At 68.9% G+C, this 17,433-nt stretch carries 22 protein-coding genes; 10 read left to right on the forward strand and 12 right to left on the reverse strand.

Annotation, left to right across the window (positions count from 1 at the left end; genetic code table 11):
* Positions 1 to 47: 47 nt before the first annotated feature.
* From gloB to ACP7AI_RS12450, 6 genes are read right to left on the reverse strand one after another with little or no spacing between them, the layout of a single operon-like run.
* Positions 48 to 779, reverse strand: a complete 732-nt coding sequence (gene gloB, locus ACP7AI_RS12425) for a hydroxyacylglutathione hydrolase (protein WP_426167784.1) — start codon at positions 777 to 779, stop codon at positions 48 to 50.
* Positions 776 to 1,081 (reverse strand): hypothetical protein, encoded by a 306-nt coding sequence (locus ACP7AI_RS12430; protein ID WP_426167786.1) that lies wholly within the window; start codon positions 1,079 to 1,081, stop codon positions 776 to 778. The genes gloB and ACP7AI_RS12430 overlap by 4 nt, the downstream gene beginning before the upstream one ends.
* On the reverse strand, positions 1,081 to 1,497 hold the full coding sequence (locus tag ACP7AI_RS12435; RefSeq protein WP_426167788.1) for a VOC family protein: 417 nt from the start codon (positions 1,495 to 1,497) through the stop codon (positions 1,081 to 1,083). Before ACP7AI_RS12435 ends, ACP7AI_RS12430 begins: the two co-directional genes overlap by 1 nt.
* Positions 1,494 to 1,937: an acyl-CoA thioesterase gene (locus ACP7AI_RS12440; protein ID WP_426167790.1), complete on the reverse strand. Its 444-nt coding sequence runs from the start codon at positions 1,935 to 1,937 to the stop codon at positions 1,494 to 1,496. Before ACP7AI_RS12440 ends, ACP7AI_RS12435 begins: the two co-directional genes overlap by 4 nt.
* A 21-nt stretch (positions 1,938 to 1,958) precedes the next feature.
* Positions 1,959 to 2,696 (reverse strand): tetratricopeptide repeat protein, encoded by a 738-nt coding sequence (locus tag ACP7AI_RS12445; RefSeq protein ID WP_426167792.1) that lies wholly within the window; start codon positions 2,694 to 2,696, stop codon positions 1,959 to 1,961.
* Positions 2,693 to 3,439 carry an alpha/beta hydrolase gene (locus ACP7AI_RS12450; RefSeq protein WP_426167794.1) on the reverse strand — a complete coding sequence of 249 codons (747 nt, stop codon included), beginning with the start codon at positions 3,437 to 3,439 and terminating at the stop codon, positions 2,693 to 2,695. Before ACP7AI_RS12450 ends, ACP7AI_RS12445 begins: the two co-directional genes overlap by 4 nt.
* A gap of 103 nt (positions 3,440 to 3,542) precedes the next feature.
* Between ACP7AI_RS12450 and ACP7AI_RS12455 the strand changes: the two genes are divergently transcribed.
* On the forward strand, positions 3,543 to 4,325 hold the full coding sequence (locus tag ACP7AI_RS12455; RefSeq protein ID WP_426167796.1) for a DUF2189 domain-containing protein: 783 nt from the start codon (positions 3,543 to 3,545) through the stop codon (positions 4,323 to 4,325).
* A gap of 133 nt (positions 4,326 to 4,458) precedes the next feature.
* On the opposite strand, the gene ACP7AI_RS12460 is transcribed toward ACP7AI_RS12455, so the two are convergent.
* Positions 4,459 to 5,466: a M48 family metallopeptidase gene (locus ACP7AI_RS12460; RefSeq protein ID WP_426167798.1), complete on the reverse strand. Its 1,008-nt coding sequence runs from the start codon at positions 5,464 to 5,466 to the stop codon at positions 4,459 to 4,461.
* Positions 5,467 to 5,621: 155 nt separating this feature from the next.
* Between ACP7AI_RS12460 and thrS the strand changes: the two genes are divergently transcribed.
* From thrS to ACP7AI_RS12475, 3 genes are read left to right on the forward strand one after another with little or no spacing between them, the layout of a single operon-like run.
* On the forward strand, positions 5,622 to 7,637 hold the full coding sequence (gene thrS / locus ACP7AI_RS12465) for a threonine--tRNA ligase (RefSeq protein ID WP_426167800.1): 2,016 nt from the start codon (positions 5,622 to 5,624) through the stop codon (positions 7,635 to 7,637).
* A gap of 45 nt (positions 7,638 to 7,682) precedes the next feature.
* Positions 7,683 to 7,922, forward strand: coding sequence for a UvrB/UvrC motif-containing protein (locus ACP7AI_RS12470; RefSeq protein WP_426167802.1), 240 nt, complete (start codon positions 7,683 to 7,685; stop codon positions 7,920 to 7,922).
* A 15-nt stretch (positions 7,923 to 7,937) separates the two neighbouring features.
* Positions 7,938 to 8,066: a hypothetical protein gene (locus ACP7AI_RS12475; RefSeq protein ID WP_426167804.1), complete on the forward strand. Its 129-nt coding sequence runs from the start codon at positions 7,938 to 7,940 to the stop codon at positions 8,064 to 8,066.
* Here the strand turns inward: ACP7AI_RS12475 and ACP7AI_RS12480 are convergent.
* Positions 8,052 to 10,166, reverse strand: coding sequence for a prolyl oligopeptidase family serine peptidase (locus tag ACP7AI_RS12480; RefSeq protein WP_426167806.1), 2,115 nt, complete (start codon positions 10,164 to 10,166; stop codon positions 8,052 to 8,054). The genes ACP7AI_RS12475 and ACP7AI_RS12480 overlap by 15 nt on opposite strands.
* Before the next feature lie 205 nt (positions 10,167 to 10,371).
* Here ACP7AI_RS12480 and infC point away from each other — a divergent pair, with 205 nt between their 5' ends.
* Complete coding sequence (gene infC, locus ACP7AI_RS12485) at positions 10,372 to 10,896, forward strand: translation initiation factor IF-3 (RefSeq protein ID WP_310522262.1); 525 nt, start codon at positions 10,372 to 10,374, stop codon at positions 10,894 to 10,896.
* Positions 10,897 to 11,141: 245 nt separating this feature from the next.
* Here the strand turns inward: infC and ACP7AI_RS12490 are convergent, their stop codons facing one another.
* Positions 11,142 to 11,906: a hypothetical protein gene (locus ACP7AI_RS12490; RefSeq protein WP_426167808.1), complete on the reverse strand. Its 765-nt coding sequence runs from the start codon at positions 11,904 to 11,906 to the stop codon at positions 11,142 to 11,144.
* A 46-nt stretch (positions 11,907 to 11,952) separates the two neighbouring features.
* Between ACP7AI_RS12490 and ccmC the strand changes: the two genes are divergently transcribed.
* From ccmC to ccmE, 3 genes are read left to right on the forward strand one after another with little or no spacing between them, the layout of a single operon-like run.
* Entirely contained in the window at positions 11,953 to 12,681 is a 729-nt protein-coding gene (gene ccmC, locus ACP7AI_RS12495; protein WP_426167810.1) for a heme ABC transporter permease CcmC, read from the forward strand.
* Complete coding sequence (gene ccmD / locus ACP7AI_RS12500) at positions 12,678 to 12,821, forward strand: heme exporter protein CcmD (RefSeq protein WP_426167812.1); 144 nt, start codon at positions 12,678 to 12,680, stop codon at positions 12,819 to 12,821. The genes ccmC and ccmD overlap by 4 nt, the downstream gene beginning before the upstream one ends.
* A 2-nt stretch (positions 12,822 to 12,823) precedes the next feature.
* Positions 12,824 to 13,252, forward strand: a complete 429-nt coding sequence (gene ccmE / locus ACP7AI_RS12505; RefSeq protein WP_426168342.1) for a cytochrome c maturation protein CcmE — start codon at positions 12,824 to 12,826, stop codon at positions 13,250 to 13,252.
* A 13-nt stretch (positions 13,253 to 13,265) separates the two neighbouring features.
* Here the strand turns inward: ccmE and hemW are convergent, their stop codons facing one another.
* From hemW to rph, 3 genes are read right to left on the reverse strand one after another with little or no spacing between them, the layout of a single operon-like run.
* Positions 13,266 to 14,405 carry a radical SAM family heme chaperone HemW gene (gene hemW, locus ACP7AI_RS12510; protein WP_426167814.1) on the reverse strand — a complete coding sequence of 380 codons (1,140 nt, stop codon included), beginning with the start codon at positions 14,403 to 14,405 and terminating at the stop codon, positions 13,266 to 13,268.
* Entirely contained in the window at positions 14,402 to 15,007 is a 606-nt protein-coding gene (gene rdgB, locus ACP7AI_RS12515; protein ID WP_426167816.1) for an RdgB/HAM1 family non-canonical purine NTP pyrophosphatase, read from the reverse strand. Before rdgB ends, hemW begins: the two co-directional genes overlap by 4 nt.
* Positions 15,004 to 15,720, reverse strand: a complete 717-nt coding sequence (rph, locus tag ACP7AI_RS12520; protein ID WP_426167818.1) for a ribonuclease PH — start codon at positions 15,718 to 15,720, stop codon at positions 15,004 to 15,006. The genes rdgB and rph overlap by 4 nt, the downstream gene beginning before the upstream one ends.
* A gap of 117 nt (positions 15,721 to 15,837) precedes the next feature.
* Between rph and hrcA the strand changes: the two genes are divergently transcribed.
* Positions 15,838 to 16,872, forward strand: a complete 1,035-nt coding sequence (hrcA, locus tag ACP7AI_RS12525) for a heat-inducible transcriptional repressor HrcA (RefSeq protein ID WP_426167820.1) — start codon at positions 15,838 to 15,840, stop codon at positions 16,870 to 16,872.
* Positions 16,869 to 17,420 (forward strand): nucleotide exchange factor GrpE, encoded by a 552-nt coding sequence (locus ACP7AI_RS12530; protein WP_426167822.1) that lies wholly within the window; start codon positions 16,869 to 16,871, stop codon positions 17,418 to 17,420. Before hrcA ends, ACP7AI_RS12530 begins: the two co-directional genes overlap by 4 nt.
* Positions 17,421 to 17,433 lie beyond the last annotated feature (13 nt).

Here is a 17,433-nt window from a genome sequence, read left to right on the forward strand (position 1 = left end):
TTTCTTTCCACAATCACCCCCAAATGGGGGCTGCGCCGATCGGCAATTCAGGCCTTGAAGCTGTCCTTTGCCGCCCGGCGCGCGCCCAGTTCGGCGATGCTGCCGGCGCGGACGAAGGGGTTGGTGGCGCGTTCCTCGCCGATGCTGGAGGGCACCGTCGGCAGGTTGCGGGCGCGGCGGGCATCGATCTCGATGACACGCGCTGCCAGCGCCGCATTGTCGGGTTCGGCCGTCACGGCAAAGCGCGCGTTGCTCTGCGTGTACTCATGGGCACAGAACACCTGCGTGGCATCGGGCAGCGCCATCAGCTTGCCCAGCGCGGTGAACATGTCGGCGGGCGTGCCCTCGAACAGTCGGCCGCAGCCCAGCGCGAACAGCGTGTCGCCCGGGAATAGCACGGCGTCGTCGTCGAAAACATAGGCGATATGGCCGGCCGTATGCGCGCCGACGTCGAGAACCCGCGCCGTGGACGCCCCGACCGTGACGGTATCGCCCTCGCCGACGGCCCGGCCGATGTGCGGAATCCTGGCCGCTTCGCCCTTGGGCCCGGTGACCTTGGCGCCGGTCGCCGCGACGATCGCCGCATTGCCGCCGACATGATCGGGGTGCCAGTGCGTGTTGAGGATCTGGGTGATCGTCCAGCCGCGCTCGGCTGCCGCGGCCAGCACCGGTTCGGCCACCGCCGGGTCGATAACCGCGGTCTCGCCGCTCGCCGCATCACGCGCCAGATAGACGTAATTGTCGGAAAGCACGGGGATCTGGACGACTTCGAGGGTCATGACAGCACCTTTCCGTCCACGATGATGCGGTCGACGCGCAGCGTGCCGATCGAAAGCTCGTCGAAATGCCCGCGCCGCACGCGGAGCCGCCGCACCGTCAGCCTGCCGATCGCCAGCGCGCCGATGGCCACGGCCCCCACGGCGAGGGCGCCGACCGCTGTTGCACCGATCGCCAGGGCGCCGGTGGCCGCTGCCCCGGTTGCTGCGGCACCCGTGGCTGCCGCTCCTGTCGCAACCACGCCCGTCGCTGCGGCGCCCGACACCACCGCGTCCTCGTGCCGGATCATGATGTCGGCCGTCATCACCAGCTCCCGGTGTTCGGCATCGACGCCCAGGGTTCCGCCGGCTCCTTGCGGCCATTGGCCTGCAGCAGCTCGACCGAGATGCCGTCGGGCGATTTCACGAACGCCATATGGCCGTCGCGCGGCGGCCGGTTGATGGTGACGCCGCCGTCCATCAGCCGCTGGCACGAGGCATAGATATCGTCGACGGCATAGGCGAGATGACCGAAATTGCGGCCGCCGGTGTAGCCGCCTTCGTCCCAATTATGGGTCAGCTCGACCTGCGCTTCCTCGTCGCCGGGGGCCGCCAGGAAGATCAGCGTGAAGCGCCCGGCCTCGTTGTCGAAGCGGCGGACCTCCTTCAGGCCCAGAAGTTCGAAAAAATTCAGCGTCGCCGGGACATCGGTGACGCGGATCATGGTGTGGAGATACTTCATGCGGGGCTCCTCAAACTGCGGCCTTCATACGCCTCGAACCGGGCGATGACATCGGCGGGCACCGGGCTCGGCCGACCGCGCGCCTCGGCGACGACGACATGGACTTCCTCGCCGGTGGCGCGCAGGTCCTCGCCGTCTCCGCCGTGGATCTCGAACTGCACGGTCATCGACGTAGTGCCGATGCGGCTGCAACGCACACAGATGGCGATCAGTTCGTCGATCAGGATTGGCGCGCGATATTCGACCACCGCCTTCACCACATGCGCCTCGGGCCCGCCTGCCAGCCCGGGGCCGGAATACAGCCCGGCGGCGCGCCAGTATTCGACGAGGCCGATGTCGAAATATTCGAGATAACGCGGGTTGAACACCACCGCCTGGGCATCGACCTCGGCAAAGCGCACGCGCTTGGGGAAGGAAAAGCGGAAGTCGGAACGGGCCATGTGCTGCCGTCTAACAGGCTTTCAACCGCCCGTCAGCGCCGCCTGTGCGGCCTTGCCGGCGGTGGATTCGGGGTCGACGGCCACGGCTGCGGCCCAGGCGGTGCGCGCCAGTTCGGCGTTGCCCTGCGCCGCGGCGATGTTGCCGGCCTCGAACTGCACCTCGGCGCTGTCCGGCGTCTGTTCGGCGGCCTCCAGGATCGCCGCTTCGGCGGTCTTGAAGTCGCCCATGCGCCGCGCCAGCGTCGCCTTCAGCAGCCAGCCCCATTCGACCCTGGGATCGAGTTTGACCGCGGTTTCGAGATCGGCGACGGCCTCCTTGTCGCGCTTCAGGTCGACCAGCGCCTCGGCGCGATCGACGCGCAGCTGCGCTTCCGCGGCGCCGCCGCCGGCCAACGGGATCGCCGTATCGATATAGACCAGCGCCGCCGCCGGCTGCCCGGCGAGCATCGCCGTCGCCCCGGCCTGGCCCCAGATCGTGCCGGCCTGGCCGTCCGCCGCCTGTTCGGAGGCCCTGGCGGCACGTTCGAAGCTCTTCAGCGCCGCCGGCCAGTCGCGGCGCGCCGCCTCCGCCAGCGCCTGGCAGTGCAGCGCCGGCACCCCGCCATTCTCGATCCGCCAGCCCTGGGCGATGGCGATGGCGCGGCCGGGATCGGCCTTCACCTGCGCCAGGCAGGCGTTGTAGCGGCTGCGGTCGCTGGCCATCGGCGCGGCGATGGCGGGGCCGGCGGCGCACAGCAGCAGGACGGCGATGAACTTCATGGCGTTCCCTCGGCAAGATCCGCGGCGATGCGCAGCAGCAGGGCAAGATCCTGCGGCCGCGACAGGCGGTGATCGCCGTCCTTGACCAGGGTCACCTGAACATCGTCGGAACGCAGCCGCTCCGCGATGTCGAGCGACAGTGCCCATGGCACCGCATCGTCGCACTGGCCATGCAGCAGGCGCACCGGTGCGGTGATGGCGATGGCGCCGCCCATCAACATTTGCGCCGGGGCGTCCTCGATCAGCGCCCGCGAATAGCGATAGCCAGCGGGATCATAGTCGCTCGGCCGGGTGAACCAGCCCCGCGCCGCCATGTCGGCATGGTCGGCGGCGGTGATGGCGAGCCCCCAATCGGTGAAATCCGGCGCCGCGGCGATGCCGACAAGGCCCGCCAGCCGGCCGCCGAGCGCCAGCCCGAGGCGCAGCGCCACCCAGCCGCCCATCGAGCTGCCGACCAGCAGCACCCGGCCGGCAGGGGCAACATGGTCGATGACGGCCCTTGCATCGCCGACCCAGCGGCCGATGCTGCCGTCGAGAAAGTCGCCACCGCTGGCGCCGCAGCCCGAATAGTCGAGCCGCAGCATGGCCCGGCCGTGCGCGGCGGCCCAGTCGGCGATCGCCGCGGCCTTGGACCCCGTCATGTCGGACATGTAGCCGGGCAGGAAAACGACCAGCGGCCCGGTGCCGGAATGGTGGCGATACGCCAGCCGCGCGCCGCCATGATCGAGAAAATCGGGAGCCATGCCCAACGGATAGCGCCGCGGCGCCGCTTGCGCAAAGCGGTTGCGCCACGGCGGCAATTGCCTAAGCTGGCCGGGCGGGGACCTTCAACGCCGGAGACGCGCGATGAACACCATGACGACGTCACCGGGCGCTGCGGCGCCGGTTCGACCGCTCGGCAGCGCCGATCTCGACTGGGCGCTGCGGTCCGGCTGGGACGATTTCAAGGCCAAGCGCGGCGACCTCATCCTGCTGCCCTTCATCTATGCGGCCGTGGGCCTGCTGGCGGCCTGGTTTGCCTTCAACCAGGCGCTGTTCCCGCTGGTCTTCCCGCTGGTCGGCGGCTTTGCGCTGGTCGGCCCGCTCGCCGCGGCAGGGTTCTACGAGCTCGCCCGGCGCCGCGAGAGTGGCGAGGATTCGAGCTGGTGGCACTTCCTCGACCCCATCAAGGGCCCGGCCCGGTTGCCGATGATGGCGCTGACGGGGATGCTGGCGATCCTGTTTCTCGGCTGGATGGGCGCGGCGCATGCGCTGTACGGCGCGACGCTGGGCACGCTGGCGCCGCCGACGCCCGAGGCCTTCGTGCGCGACCTGTTCGGCACCAGCCAGGGCTGGACGATGATCATCGTCGGCAACCTGGTCGGTGCCGTGATCGCCACGCTGACCCTGGCGGTCGCCGCCTTCAGCTTCCCGATGGTCGTCGACCGCCGCGGCGGCGATGCGACTGCTGCGGTGGCGACCTCTGTCGCCGCATTCCGGCGCAATCCCGGCGTGATGATCGGCTGGGGCCTGCGCGTCGCCGGTATCCTGGTACTGGCCGCGCTGCCGTTGTTCGTCGGGTTGATGGTGGCGCTGCCGCTGCTCGGCTATGCGACCTGGCATTTGTATACCCGGGCGGTGGAGCGGTAGGGCTGGGGTTGGGATTGAAACTGTCACCCCGGCGAAGGTCGGGGCCCATAAACCACGATCGTCGGCGCGTAGGTGCTCGTACTGCCAAGCTTGTGGGTTATGGGCCCCGGCCTGCGCCGGGGTGACAGCATTGTTACGTCCGGCAGATCGCCTGCAGCGCCCGCCAGTCGGCATCCTCCAGCGCCGGTGACGCCCACCAGGTCGAGGCCTTGTCATACAGCGCGGCGCGGGCGGCGTTGGCCGGGTGGGTGTCGCCAAACCCGCCGCCATCGACGCCGGCGGCGATCTGGCGCTTGAAGAAGTCGACCACGCTGCCGGTCGACACCTTGGCGGCCTGCAGCAGCGCCACGGCGCCGGTATCGGCCTGCGCCTCCGCCGCGGCATCGCCTTCCTTCAGCACCGTCAGGTCGGCGAGCTTGCCGGCATCGCTGCCCAGCGTGCGGGCGATCACGGCGGGGCCGCTGGCGCGCAGGATCGCCTGGTTGGCGTGCTGCCAGGCGACATGTTCGATCTCGTGGGCGAGCACGGCGGCGACCTCGTCGGGCGATTTCGCCTGGTCGAGCAGCCCGCTGTAGAGGACGACATAGCCGCCCGGCAGCGCCACGGCGTTGACTTCGGGGTTGGCGACGACGCTGACGGTGACCGGTTCGGGCATGCCGCGCGCCGGCAGCAGCCGCGCCGTCAGCCGGGCCAGCGCCGCACTGCCCTCCCCGCCGTCGCAGGGGCGACCCATGGTGGCGAGATAGTCGCGGCCCATCGGCGCGGTGACGCTGTGCGGGATCAGCGGTGCCGCGGCCACGACGATGCGTTCCCGGTTGAGCCAGGCGATACCGGCGGCGAGGCCCAGCAGCGCGAGGATCGCCAGCACCACGCGCTGCGCCACGCGCGAGACGCCCTGTCGCGGCAGGCTGGTCGGCCAGCTGTCGGGTGGAACATCGCTCAGCACCACGCGCCAGTCGGCCTTGTCGGCGCGGCGCAGAACCGTATCGCCGTCGCGGCGGATGCGTTTCAGCGGGATTCCGGTGATGTCATCGGTGCCATGGACGACCAGCCGGTCGCCGTGCGGTGTTACCAGCACATGGCTGGTCTTGCCGCCGCTGTGCAAAACCCCGCGCAGCGGCAAACCCTTTGTCCTGGCCATGCTGCCCCCGCTGCCGCGCCCGCCTTCGATGATGCCATGACGGGCACCGGGGCGGCAAGTCCGGGGGCATCCGGCGCAACTTTCATTGACTTCGCCGCCTGCCTTGTCGCAGGTGGCGGCGCGTCAATCCCGACGCCGACAGGCTGTTTACCCCGATGTCCGACCTCATCAACCTCACGCTTCCCGATGGCTCCGTGCGCTCCGTGGCGACCGGGACCACCGGCGCGGACGTGGCGGCGAGCATCGGGCCCGGGTTGCTGAAGGCGGCGCTGGCGGCGCGGGTCGATGGCGAGCTCGTCGACCTGATGCGGCCGATCACCCATGATGCGAAACTGGCGCTGGTGACGGCGAAGGACGAGGCCGATGCGCTCGAACTCGCCCGCCACGACTATGCGCATGTGCTGGCGGAGGCGGTGCAAAAGCTGTTTCCCGGCACGCAGATCACCTTTGGCCCGTCGACCGACGACGGTTTCTACTATGATTTCGCGCCGTCGCCCGAGCGTGGCCCCTTCACCGAAGAGGACCTGCCGGCGATCGAGGCCGAGATGCGGGCCATCATCGCCCGCAACGAGCCGCTGGTGCGCGAGGTCTGGGACCGTGAAAAGCTGATCGCGCACTTCAACGCGCATGGCGAGACGTTCAAGGCGGAATGGGCCGAAGCGCTGTCGGGCGACGAGCCATTGACGGTCTATCGCGCCGGCAACCAGCAGGATGCCTGGCTCGACATGTGCCGCGGGCCGCACCTGCCGTCGACGGGCAAGCTCGATCCGAGTGCCTTCAAGCTGACGCGGGTGTCGGGCGCCTATTGGCGCGGCGACCAGAACAACGCGATGCTGAGCCGGATCTACGGCACCGGCTGGCTGAACAGGAAGCAGCTCGACGCGCATCTGTTGCGGCTGGAGGAGGCCGCCAAGCGCGACCACCGCAAGCTGGGCCGCGAAATGGACCTGTTCCACCTGCAGGAGGAGGCGCACGGCAGCGTCTTCTGGCACCCGCGCGGCTTCGTCATCTATCGCGCGCTGGAGGCCTATATGCGTCGGCGGCTCGATGCTGCGGGCTACAGGGAAGTGAAAACTCCGCAGATCATGGACGCCCGGCAGTGGGAACAATCGGGCCATTGGGGCAAATATCGCGAGAACATGTTCGTCATTCCCGACGAAGTGCCCAACACCGAGGATGACGGCCCGGTGGTTTCGGACCAGGCGCAGTGGATGGCGCTGAAGCCGATGAACTGCCCGGCGCATGTGCTGATCTTCCGCCAGGGCATCAAGTCGTATCGCGACCTGCCGCTGCGGCTGGCCGAGATGGGCTGCTGCCACCGGAACGAGCCGCATGGCGCGCTGCACGGGTTGATGCGGGTGCGCCAATTCACCCAGGACGATGCCCATATCTTCTGCCGGGAAGACCAGATCGTCGGCGAAATCGCGCGCTTCTGCGACCTTCTCGACGTGGTCTACAAGGACCTGGGCTTCACCGACTATGCCATCAAGCTGGCGTTGCGGCCCGACAAGCGCTTCGGCACGGATGAAATGTGGGACTGGTCGGAACAGTCGATGCGCGATGCCGTCAAGGCGACGGGCCGCGACAACGCCGACTGGGGCTGGGAAGAACTGCCCGGCGAGGGGGCTTTCTATGCGCCCAAGCTCGAATTCCACCTGACCGATGCCATCGGCCGGACGTGGCAGGTGGGCACGATCCAGACCGATACGGTGCTGCCGGAGCGGCTCGACGCCAGTTATGTCGCCGAGGACGGTGCGCGCCACCGGCCGGTGATGCTGCACCGGGCCATCCTCGGCAGCTATGAACGTTTCATCGGGATATTGATCGAGCATTATGCCGGGCGCTTCCCGACCTGGCTGGCGCCGGTGCAGGCGGTGGTGGCGACGATCGTTTCCGACGCCGACGACTATGCCCAGCACGTCACCGAGGCGTTGCAGAAGGCCGGCATCCGCAGCGAAACCGATCTTCGCAACGAAAAGATCAACCTGAAGGTGCGCGAGCATTCGCTGCAAAAGGCCTCGTACATGGTCGTCGTCGGGCGGCGGGAGGCGGAGGAAGGCACCGTCGCGCTGCGCAATCTCGCCGGCGGCGAGCAGCGGGTGATGCCGCTCGCCGAGGCGGTGGCGCTGCTGCAGGCGGAGGCGACCCCGCCGGACCTGCGTACCGCCTGAGGCGGGTCGCCGTTTCGGGCGTTGTCAGGGCGGAAAGGTACGCAAATGGCAACGACCCGGGACAGGCTGGAAGCCGAAATGCGCGCGGCTGCCGCCGCCGGCGCTTTTGAACGCGCGGCTAAATTGCGCGATGAGCTGCGCGCGCTCGACTATGACCCGTCGGAAATCCATGCCCAGGTGCCCGGCGCGATGGGGATCGGTACCCAGCACCCCCGGCCCGAGCGGCCGGCGGGGTGGCAGAAACCGCGCAAGCCCGACCCGATGACGCGGGGAAAGAAGCGCTAGACCCCTCGCAACAGCGTGAATTTAGACGTCATGCTGGCGCACGCCATCAACTCGCACGCCATCAACTCGCACGCCATCATGGCGGCGGAAAGTGCCGGGGATCGACTGAAAGCCGACGAAAAACGTGCGTTACGGCTTGAGTGAGCGTTCAAGGAAATCTGCCGTTGCAGCGCCCACTTTCACCCAGTTCCTGTGCTGCAGAAAGTCGTGGATCTCGTCGGGAATGATCAGTTCCTCATAGGCTACGTCGCCCTTTTCATCGAGGCGGCGCACCAGATCGATGGTCTGGCCGACCCGGACGTTGCGATCATCGTCGCCGTGGATGAACAGCACCGGCGATTTCCAGGTCGCGACATCGGCGACCGGCGACGATTTGAACGCGGTTTCCAGCGCCAGCGCGCGGTCGCCCTGTTCGAAACGCGTCGGCGCCGGCAGGAATTCGCCCAGGTAGGCCGACCAATCGTGGACGCCATGGATGTCGACGCCCGCCTTGAACAGGTTCGAATCGCGCGCCAGCGCCAGCGCCGTCAGCAGGCCGCCGTATGATCCGCCCCAGATGCCGATGCGCGCCGGGTCGACATTGTCCTGCCGCTGCAGGAATTTCGCGCCGGCGACGACGTCCTTGTATTCCGAGCTGCCCGTCGCGCCACCCTTGTCGGGGTGCTGGAAGTCCCAGCCATAGCCGATGCCGAGCCGGTAATTGACCGAAAGCACGGCAAAACCCCGTGAGGCGAGATACTGGTTCATCGCATAATTGTTGGCGTAATAGCGCATGTACGAGAAACCGAGCAGCATCTGGCGCGGCGGGCCGCCATGAACGTAGATGAGGCCGGGCTTTTTCGCCGTGCCGCCGGCATCGAACAACTGGCCATGCACCACGACTCCATCGGCGGCGGTGAAGGTGACCTTCCGCGGCACGACGAAATCGGCCCCGGCAAAGCCCGCCGGCACCGCCTGCCCGGCCAGCACGCGCGACGTTCCGGCCATGGTGACGCCGACCTGCGGCGGCAGTTTCGCCGTGGCGCCGATCCACGCCACCCCATCGGCGAGGCCGACGGGGGTCCATTCGAGGCTCTCCCCGGCGGTCAGCGGTTGCGGTGGACCGCCGGTGACGGGCACGCGGAAGACATGGCGGCGGGCGTCGTCGTCGGCCGTCGTGCCGGCGTTCGCCGAATAGATCAGCGCCTTGCCATCCGGACTGAGCGCGATGTGCTCCACCATGAAGGCGCCGGGGGTCAGCGGCGTCGCCGCGCCGCCCGCTGCCGGCACCGAATACAGGTTCTGCCAGTTGGTTTCGACCGACAGGAAGGCCAGGCGATCGTCCGCCGCCCAGTGCAGGTTCGCCCCGCCGGTGACATCGGGATAGCTGCCGTGGAGGGTCTTGCTGCTCGCCCAGACCTGCCGGCCCGCGCCGGTGGCGACATCGGCGGTCCAGATCGCCCAGGGTGCCGGTGTCTCGCGCAGCAGCGATTCGGGGGCACCGCCGCGGCCCGGCCGGCGGGTGAAGGCCAGCCGGGTGCCGTCGGGCGACCACACCGGGTCGCTGTCCAGCCCCGTCGACGGGGCCAGCCAGGCCAGCGGCGCGTCGGCGCCGGCATGGATGCCGATGAAGCTGTGGTCGCCGCGGTTCGATACAAAGGCCAGCTTGCTGCCGTCGGGCGACCATCTGAGGCGACCGTTCTTGCCGCGATCGAAGAACAGGCGGCGGACATCATTGGCGTCGCCGGTCACCTTCAGCCGCGCCGTCCAGACCTGGCCGTCGCGCAGGAAGGCGAGTTCGCCGCGCGCCGACAGCGCCGGGGCGTCGCCTTCGGTGATCTTTGCGGCCCTGGAGCCGGGTGCGAGGCCGGCGCGCCACAGCGTTACCTTGGGCTCGGAGAGGGGCGAGCCGGGGTTGGGCTGCAGGTTGCCCGCCGCCGGCCAGTTCGAATCATGGTCGCCGCCGCGCACGAACACCAGCGTGTTGCCATCGGGGGACAGCACCAGCTGGGTCAGTTCCTGGCCGTCGTCCTGGGTGAACTGCGTCACCTGGCGGGGGTTGAAGCCCGGCGCATCGGCGACCCAAATATTGCGCACGCCGGCGTCGATGCGCACCCAGGCGATACGCTTGCCGGCGCGGTCGCGGACGAGATCGCTGGCAAAGGGAAAGGCCATGGCCTGCGGCAGGGTGAAATCGGCGGCGAAGGCCGGGGTGACCCCGACGAGCGTCAGCACCAGCACCCAGAGCATCGCAAGTCGTTGCATCGTCGTCACCCCTTGTTGCATGACGATGGGCCGGCGATGCGCCGAAACGCAACCTGCCAATTGCGGGGTTGCTGTGCCTCTTTTGCGTCAGGGCCGTGATTTTCGACCGCAATTGCGGGCCTGTCCCTTTCGGATGACGGCAATCGGGGTTACATAGCGGCGATACACGACAGGAGAAGCTGCCATACCACCGCCCCCACGCCGCATGATGAACGCCCCCGCGCCGATGAACGGCCCGCGTTATGACGAATTCATCACCGTTCCCAAGGTCCGCGTCATCGACCAGGATGGGGAAAATCTGGGTGTCCTGTACACCAAGGAAGCCATCGCCACCGCGCACGAAGTCGGGCTGAACCTCGTCGAGGTGTCCCCCGGTGCCGATCCGCCGGTCTGCAAGATCCTCGATGTCGGCAAGTTCAAGTACGAGGCGCAGAAAAAGGCCGCCGCCGCGCGCAAGAACCAGAAGACGCAGGAGATCAAGGAGATCAAGATGCGTCCGAACATCGACGACCATGATTACGAGACCAAGATGAAGGCGGTCCATCGCTTCATCGAGGAAGGCGACAAGGTGAAGCTGACCCTGCGCTTCCGCGGTCGCGAGCTGTCGCATGGTGAGCTCGGGCTGGCGTTGCTGGAAAGGGTGCGCGACGATTCGGCGGAATATGCCAAGGTCGAGCAGACGCCGAAGATGGAAGGCCGGCAGATGCTGATGGTCATAGCGCCGCGATAAGCCGCAGCGCGGCGCGCAGCAGGACACGAAATTGCACAGCGATTTCTGGCCTGCGGCGCGACTCGCGCCTGACCCGGCCAGCGGGGCGGCCGGCATTGCCGGCCGAACCCGTCTGACGCCAGCGCGGGCTTTGCCCGCGCCCTTCCCGAAAAAGCCCCACCCCGGCCGCTTCCTCAGCCCCGATAGCCGGCAATCGCAGCACGGTGAATTCTGGCGTTCGCCAGCGTGACGGGCACGCTGCCGGTCTAGGGCTTCGCACCGATTGGCGCGTCGCTGTCGATCCCGCCGCCGCCCATTCCACCACCCATTCCACCACCCATGCCACCACCGCCGCCACCGCCACCCCCACGCCCGCCGCCGCCGCCGCGCTCACCGCCCGCGCCGCCACGACCACCGCCCGCCGCCGGTCGCGCCGGGCCCTGCGCCGGGACCGCGTCACTGATCGCCCCCAGGTCGAGCGCCTCCCGCACGAAATCGCGCAGCGACACCACCAGTTCGGCGACATGCACCGGCCGCCCGGCGACCAGTTCCGCCGCCGCGGCGCTCGCCAGCCGCACCTGTTCGTCGGTGCCGAGCAGGATGATGTCCGACAGCGCCGCCTCCACCGCGTCGCGGATGCGCCGGGCCCGGTCGGAGCCGGCGACGGCGGTTTCCGACAGGTCGAGCGCGGCCGTGCCCTCCGCGGATGCCCGGCGGCGCAGCTCGCCCAGATGCGTCGGATCGACGGTAAGATTGCCGGTGAACGAGCCGCCGAGCACCTTGTAGGCGGCGATCAGCACCTTCAGCCGCTCGTTGATCTGGCGGTTCTGGCGTTCCCGCCGCTGCTGGATGGTGAACATCGCCACCAGCCGGATACCGACGCCGATCAGCGCGAACAGCGCCAGGCCGACGATGCTGGTCAGGATCGCCTGCCAGCTGCTCAGATCGATGCCGCGCAGCGCCCGTCTCCCTGCCGATTGCGGTGCCACCCTTCCACGCGGCAGCGCCGGCGGGCAAGCACTTGCGGCCATCTTGCCGCTTTGCGCGACACCGCGGCTGGCTTATAGCCGGGCCAGCATGCATCGCTTTGCCAATCCCGCCCGCTTTTTGCGCATTGCCCGCTGGGCCTTGCCGCTGACCCTGGTGCCGGGGCTTATCCTGGCGGTCATGGGCCTTTACATCGGCCTGTTCGCCAGCCCACCCGATTACCAGCAGGGCGAGAGCGTGCGCATCATGTACGTCCATGTGCCGGCCGCCTGGCTCGGCTCCGCCGGCTATTTCGGCCTGGCGATCGCGTCGGCCACCGCGCTGATCTGGCGGCACCCGCTGGCGACGATCGCGGCGCGGGCCATCGCGCCGGCCGGCGCGGCCTTTACCGCCATCTGCCTGATGTCGGGGTCGCTGTGGGGCAAGCCGACCTGGGGCACCTATTGGGTCTGGGATGCGCGGCTGACGTCGCAACTGGTGCTGCTGTTCCTCTATCTCGGCTACCTGGCGCTGTCGGCGTCCGAGGCGGAGCGCGGCGGGGAGCGCCGGGGCGCCGCCATCCTGGCGCTGGTCGGCGCCATCAACCTGCCGATCATCAAATATTCGGTCGAATGGTGGAACACGCTGCACCAGGGCTCGAGCATCAACGTGCTCGCCGGCAAATCGGCGATGGCGCCGGAGATATTGACCCCGCTGCTGGTGTCGACGGCCGGTTTCACCCTGTTGTTCGCCGCCATCGTGCTGATGCGAATGCGGGCGCTGATCGCCGAGCAACGGGTCGAGGCGCGGTCGCGGCGCATGGCGGAGGCGATTGCATGATGAGTCGGCCCGACCTCTGGGCGTCCTACATCTGGCCGTCCTATATCCTGACCGTCGGCGGCATGATCGCGCTGCTGGTCTGGAGCTGGACGTCGATGCGCGCCGCCGAAAAGCGTGCGGAGGATTTGAAGCGCAAATGAAGCTGAAGGCAAAGACCCAGCGGCTGTACCTGGTGCTGGGCGCGCTGGTGGCACTGGGTGGCGCCGGTGCTCTGGCGTTTTCGACGCTCGGCGACAAGGCGACCTATTTTTATGCCCCCTCGGACCTGGCCGGCAAGGCGGCGCCGGTCGAGGCGATCCGGCTGGGCGGCATGGTCGAAAAGGGTTCGCTGGTGAAGACCGGCGAGACGGTGCGCTTTGTCGTCACCGACAATGTCGAGACCCGGCAGGTGACCTATACCGGCATCCTGCCCGACCTGTTTCGCGAGGGGCAGGGCGTGATCGCTGAAGGCCATATCGATCCCGCGTCGGGGGTGTTCACCGCCGAAACCGTGCTGGCCAAGCACGACGAGAAGTACATGCCGCCGGAGGTGGCCGGGGCGATGCGGAAGGTCGAGGGCAAGGTTTCCTGACGCCGTCGCGGCTTCAGGCGGCGATTTCCTTCAGCACCGCATCGACGAATGGCTGCCCGGCCGGCGTCAGGCGCAGGCCCAGGGCGTCGTGCTCCAGCAAGCCCTGCGCTGCGATGCGCGCGACCCGATCGGGGCGCAGCACGGCGGCGAGGTCGAGGCCGGTGCGTGCCCGGAAGTTCGCCGCGTCGATGCCGGCGCCGAGCCGCAGCCCCATCACCAGCGCCTCGGTGGCGCGGTCGGCGGGCGCCAGCAGGACTTCGCTGGCCATGCCATGGCCCTGGGCGGTGACGGCGGCGAGCCAGGCTTCCGGCTTTTTCAGGCGCTCGGTGGCCACCCCCATGCGCCGGCCATGGGCGCCGGGGCCGATGCCGGCGTAATCGCCATAGGTCCAGTAGACGATGTTGTGACGGCTCTCGCTGCCGGGGCGGGCGTGGTTGGAGACCTCATAGGCCGGAATGCCGGCGGCCGCGGTCAGCGCCCGGGTCATCTCGAACAGGTCGGCGGAGGTATCGGTGTCGGGCAGCACCAGCTGGCCCTTGGCCTGGAGCGCGGCGAAGCGGGTGCCGGCCTCGATGGTCAGCTGGTAGAGCGACAGATGATCGGTGCCGAAGGCGAGCGCGCGGGTCAATTCGGCGTGCCAGCTTTCGGTGGTCATGCCGGGACGGTCGTAGATCAGGTCGAAGCTGACGCGGCCGAAATGCCGCTGCGCGACGTCGAGGGCCGCCAGCCCCTGTGCCAGGTCGTGCGGGCGGCCCAGCGCCTTCAGGTCGGCATCGTCGAGCGCCTGCAGGCCGAGGCTGAGCCGGTTGACACCGGCGGCGGCGAAGCCGGCAAAGCGGGCGGCCTCGACCGATGACGGATTGGCCTCCAGCGTGATCTCGATGGCGTCGGTCGCCGGCCAGTGGGTCGTCGCCGCATCGATGATCGCGGCGACGGTGGCGGGCGGCATCAGCGACGGGGTGCCGCCGCCGAAGAAGATGCTGGCGAGGCGGCGGCCGGGCAAACGCTGTGCCTCATGCGCCAGGTCGGCGAGCAGCGCGGCGCACCAGGCGGCGTCGTCGACGGTGGCGCGGACATGGCTGTTGAAGTCGCAATAGGGGCATTTGGTGACGCAGAACGGCCAGTGGACGTAGAGCGCGATCGGCGCCGTCATTGCCAGGGCGGCAGCAGCGGCATCAGCAGGCGGAAGGCCCGCGCCCGGTGGTTGTCGGCTTCCTTTTCGGCGCGGCTGATCTCGCCGTAGCTGCGTTCCTTGCCGTCCATGACGAACATCGGGTCATAGCCGAAGCCGTTGCTGCCGCGCGGCGGCCAGGTCAGCGTGCCGTCGACGCGGCCTTCGACGCTTTCGGTGTGGCCGTCGGGCCAGGCGAGGCTGAGCGCGCAAATGAAGTGCGCGGTGCGCGGGCCCTCCAGGTCAAGCGCGTCGCGGACCCGCTTCATGGCGACCATGAAATCCTTGTCCCGCCCGGCCCAGCGCGCCGAATAGATGCCGGGGGCGCCGCCGAGCGCATCGACGCACAGCCCCGAATCATCGGCGATCGCCGGGAGGCCCGAGGCCCTGGCCGCCGCCAGGGCCTTGAGTTCGGCATTGGCGACGAAGGTCGTGCCGGTCTCTTCGGGCTCGGGCAGGCCAAGGTCGCCGGCGGAGACAACCTGCAGGCCGTGCGGCCCGAGCAGTTCGGCCAGCTCGACGACCTTGCCGGGATTGTGCGTCGCAAGCACCAGGCGTCCGGGTTCGAGCTGGCGCGGGCTCACCGGCCGACCGCCTTCAGCTGGGCGGCGAAGACCTCGTTGCAGCCGATGCGGGCGAGACGGAGCAGGCGGAGCATGGTTTCCTCGTCGAAGGGCGCCCCCTCGGCGGTGGCCTGGACTTCGACCATGCCGCCGCTGCTGGTCAGCACGAAATTGGCGTCGGTGCCGGCGCCGCTGTCCTCGATATAGTCGAGGTCGAGCACCGGCTGGCCGTCATGGACGCCGCAGCTGATCGCCGCGACCTGTGTCGCCAGCGGGTCGGCCATGCCGGGGTTGGCCGCCATGATGCCGTCGACGGCGAGGCGCAGCGCCACCCAGGCGCCGGAGATGCTGGCGGTGCGGGTGCCGCCATCAGCTTGGATGACGTCGCAATCGAGGGTGATCTGGCGTTCGCCGAGCGCCTTCATGTCGGTGACGGCGCGCAGGCTGCGCCCGATCAGGCGCTGGATTTCCTGGGTGCGGCCCGACTGCTTGCCTTTGGCGGCCTCGCGGCTGCCGCGGGTGTGGGTGGCGCGGGGCAGCATGCCGTATTCGGCCGTCACCCAGCCCGAGCCCTTGCCGCGCAGCCACGGCGGCAGGCGTTCCTCGACGCTGGCGGTGACGAGGACATGGGTGTCACCGAACTTGACCAGGCACGAGCCTTCGGCATGCGCCGAAAAGCCGGGGATCATCTCGATGGTGCGCATCTGGTCGGGGGCGCGGCCGGAAGGGCGCATGGGCAGGTCCTTTGAATGTGTGGGGAGGGGGTAGCGGTCCGACCGTGCAAAGGGAACCCCTCTCCCGCCTGCCGGACAGGGGTAGGCATTTTCGGTACACGGCCCTACATTCCCGCCATGCAATCTCCAACCGTGGCCGAGCTGAACGACCGCGCTCGCGAGGTCTTCCGCCAGATCGTCGATTCCTACCTGACGACCGGAGCGCCCGTGGGCTCGCGGACGCTGTCGAAGCTGGGCGCGCTCGGCCTGTCGCCGGCGTCGATCCGCAACACCATGCAGGACCTGGAGGAACTCGGCCTGCTGGCCGCGCCGCACACCTCCGCCGGGCGGCTGCCGACCCAGCTCGGGCTGCGCATGTTCGTCGACGGCATGATGCAGGCCAGCGAGCCGTCGGAGGTGGAGCGCGCCGCGATCGAGGGAGGGCTGACCGGCGGCGCCATCGAGGATGCGCTGGCGCGGACGACGGCGGTGCTGTCGGGCCTGTCGCAATGCGCCGGGCTGGTGCTGGTCGCCAAGACCGAGATGGTGATTCGCCAGATCAATTTCGTGCCGCTGGCGCCGGGCCGGGCGATGGCGATCCTGGTCGGCGTCGACGGTAGCGTCGAGAACCGGCTGGTGACGCTGCCCGATGGCGTGCCGCCGACGGCGCTGGAGGCGGCGGCCAATTACATCAATGCGCGGCTGGCCGGGCTGACGCTGGCCGAGGCCACCGACCGGCTGAATGCCGAGGTCGCCGCCGATCGCGCCGCGCTCGACATGATGACGGCGAGCGCGGTGGCGACGGGGCTGGCGGCCTGGTCGTCGGACGGCGCGGCGCGGCCGGTGCTGATCGTCCGCGGCCAGGCCAACCTTGTCGAATCGAGCGTCGATCTGGAGCGCGTACGCCATTTGCTCGACGATCTCGAGGACAAGGAGGAACTGGTCCGCCTGCTCGAACTGGCACGCGGGGCGGAGGCGACCAAGATCTTCATCGGCGCCGAATCGCAATTGTTCTCGCTTTCGGGCTCCAGCGTCATCGCCGCCCCCTATCGCGGCCCGGGCGGGCGCGTTGTCGGCGTGGTGGGGGTTATCGGCCCGACGCGGTTGAACTATGCGCGTGTCATACCCATGGTGGATTACACCGCACGAACCCTCAGCAGGCTGGTAGCATGAACGATGTGAATGACGCTCCCGAACAGGAGCAGGACGAGACGCAGGCCCCAGAAACCGAGGTCAAGATCGAGGTCAACTACGCCGAGGAGCTTCTCGCCCGCGACAAGGAAATCGCCGATCTGAAGGACCGCCTGCTGCGCCAGGCCGCCGAGACCGAGAATACCCGGCGCCGGCTGGAGCGCGACAAGGCCGATACCGCGGCCTATGCGATGACCGGCTTTGCCCGCGATCTGCTGGCGGTGGCCGACAATCTGCGCCGTGCCGTCGCGGCCTTGCCGGCCGCCGGCGAGTCCGGGGCTGTCGACCAGGTCCGCGCCGGCATCGAGGCGACCGAGCGCGAGTTGCAGGCGATCTTTGGCCGCCACGGCATCAGCAAGGTGGAGACCGCCGGCCAGAAGCTTGACCCCAATCGCCATCAGGCGATGATCGAGGTCGAGCACGAGAGGCACGAGCCCGGTGCCATCGTCGACGAACTCCAGGCCGGCTACATCATCAAGGACCGGCTGCTGCGCCCGGCGCTGGTCAGCGTCGCCAAGGCCAAAGGCTGAACCCGCAACGGGG

Origin of the sequence: Sandarakinorhabdus sp. DWP1-3-1 (genome assembly GCF_049896705.1) — a bacterium.
Classification (GTDB): Bacteria; Pseudomonadota; Alphaproteobacteria; order Sphingomonadales; family Sphingomonadaceae; genus Sandarakinorhabdus.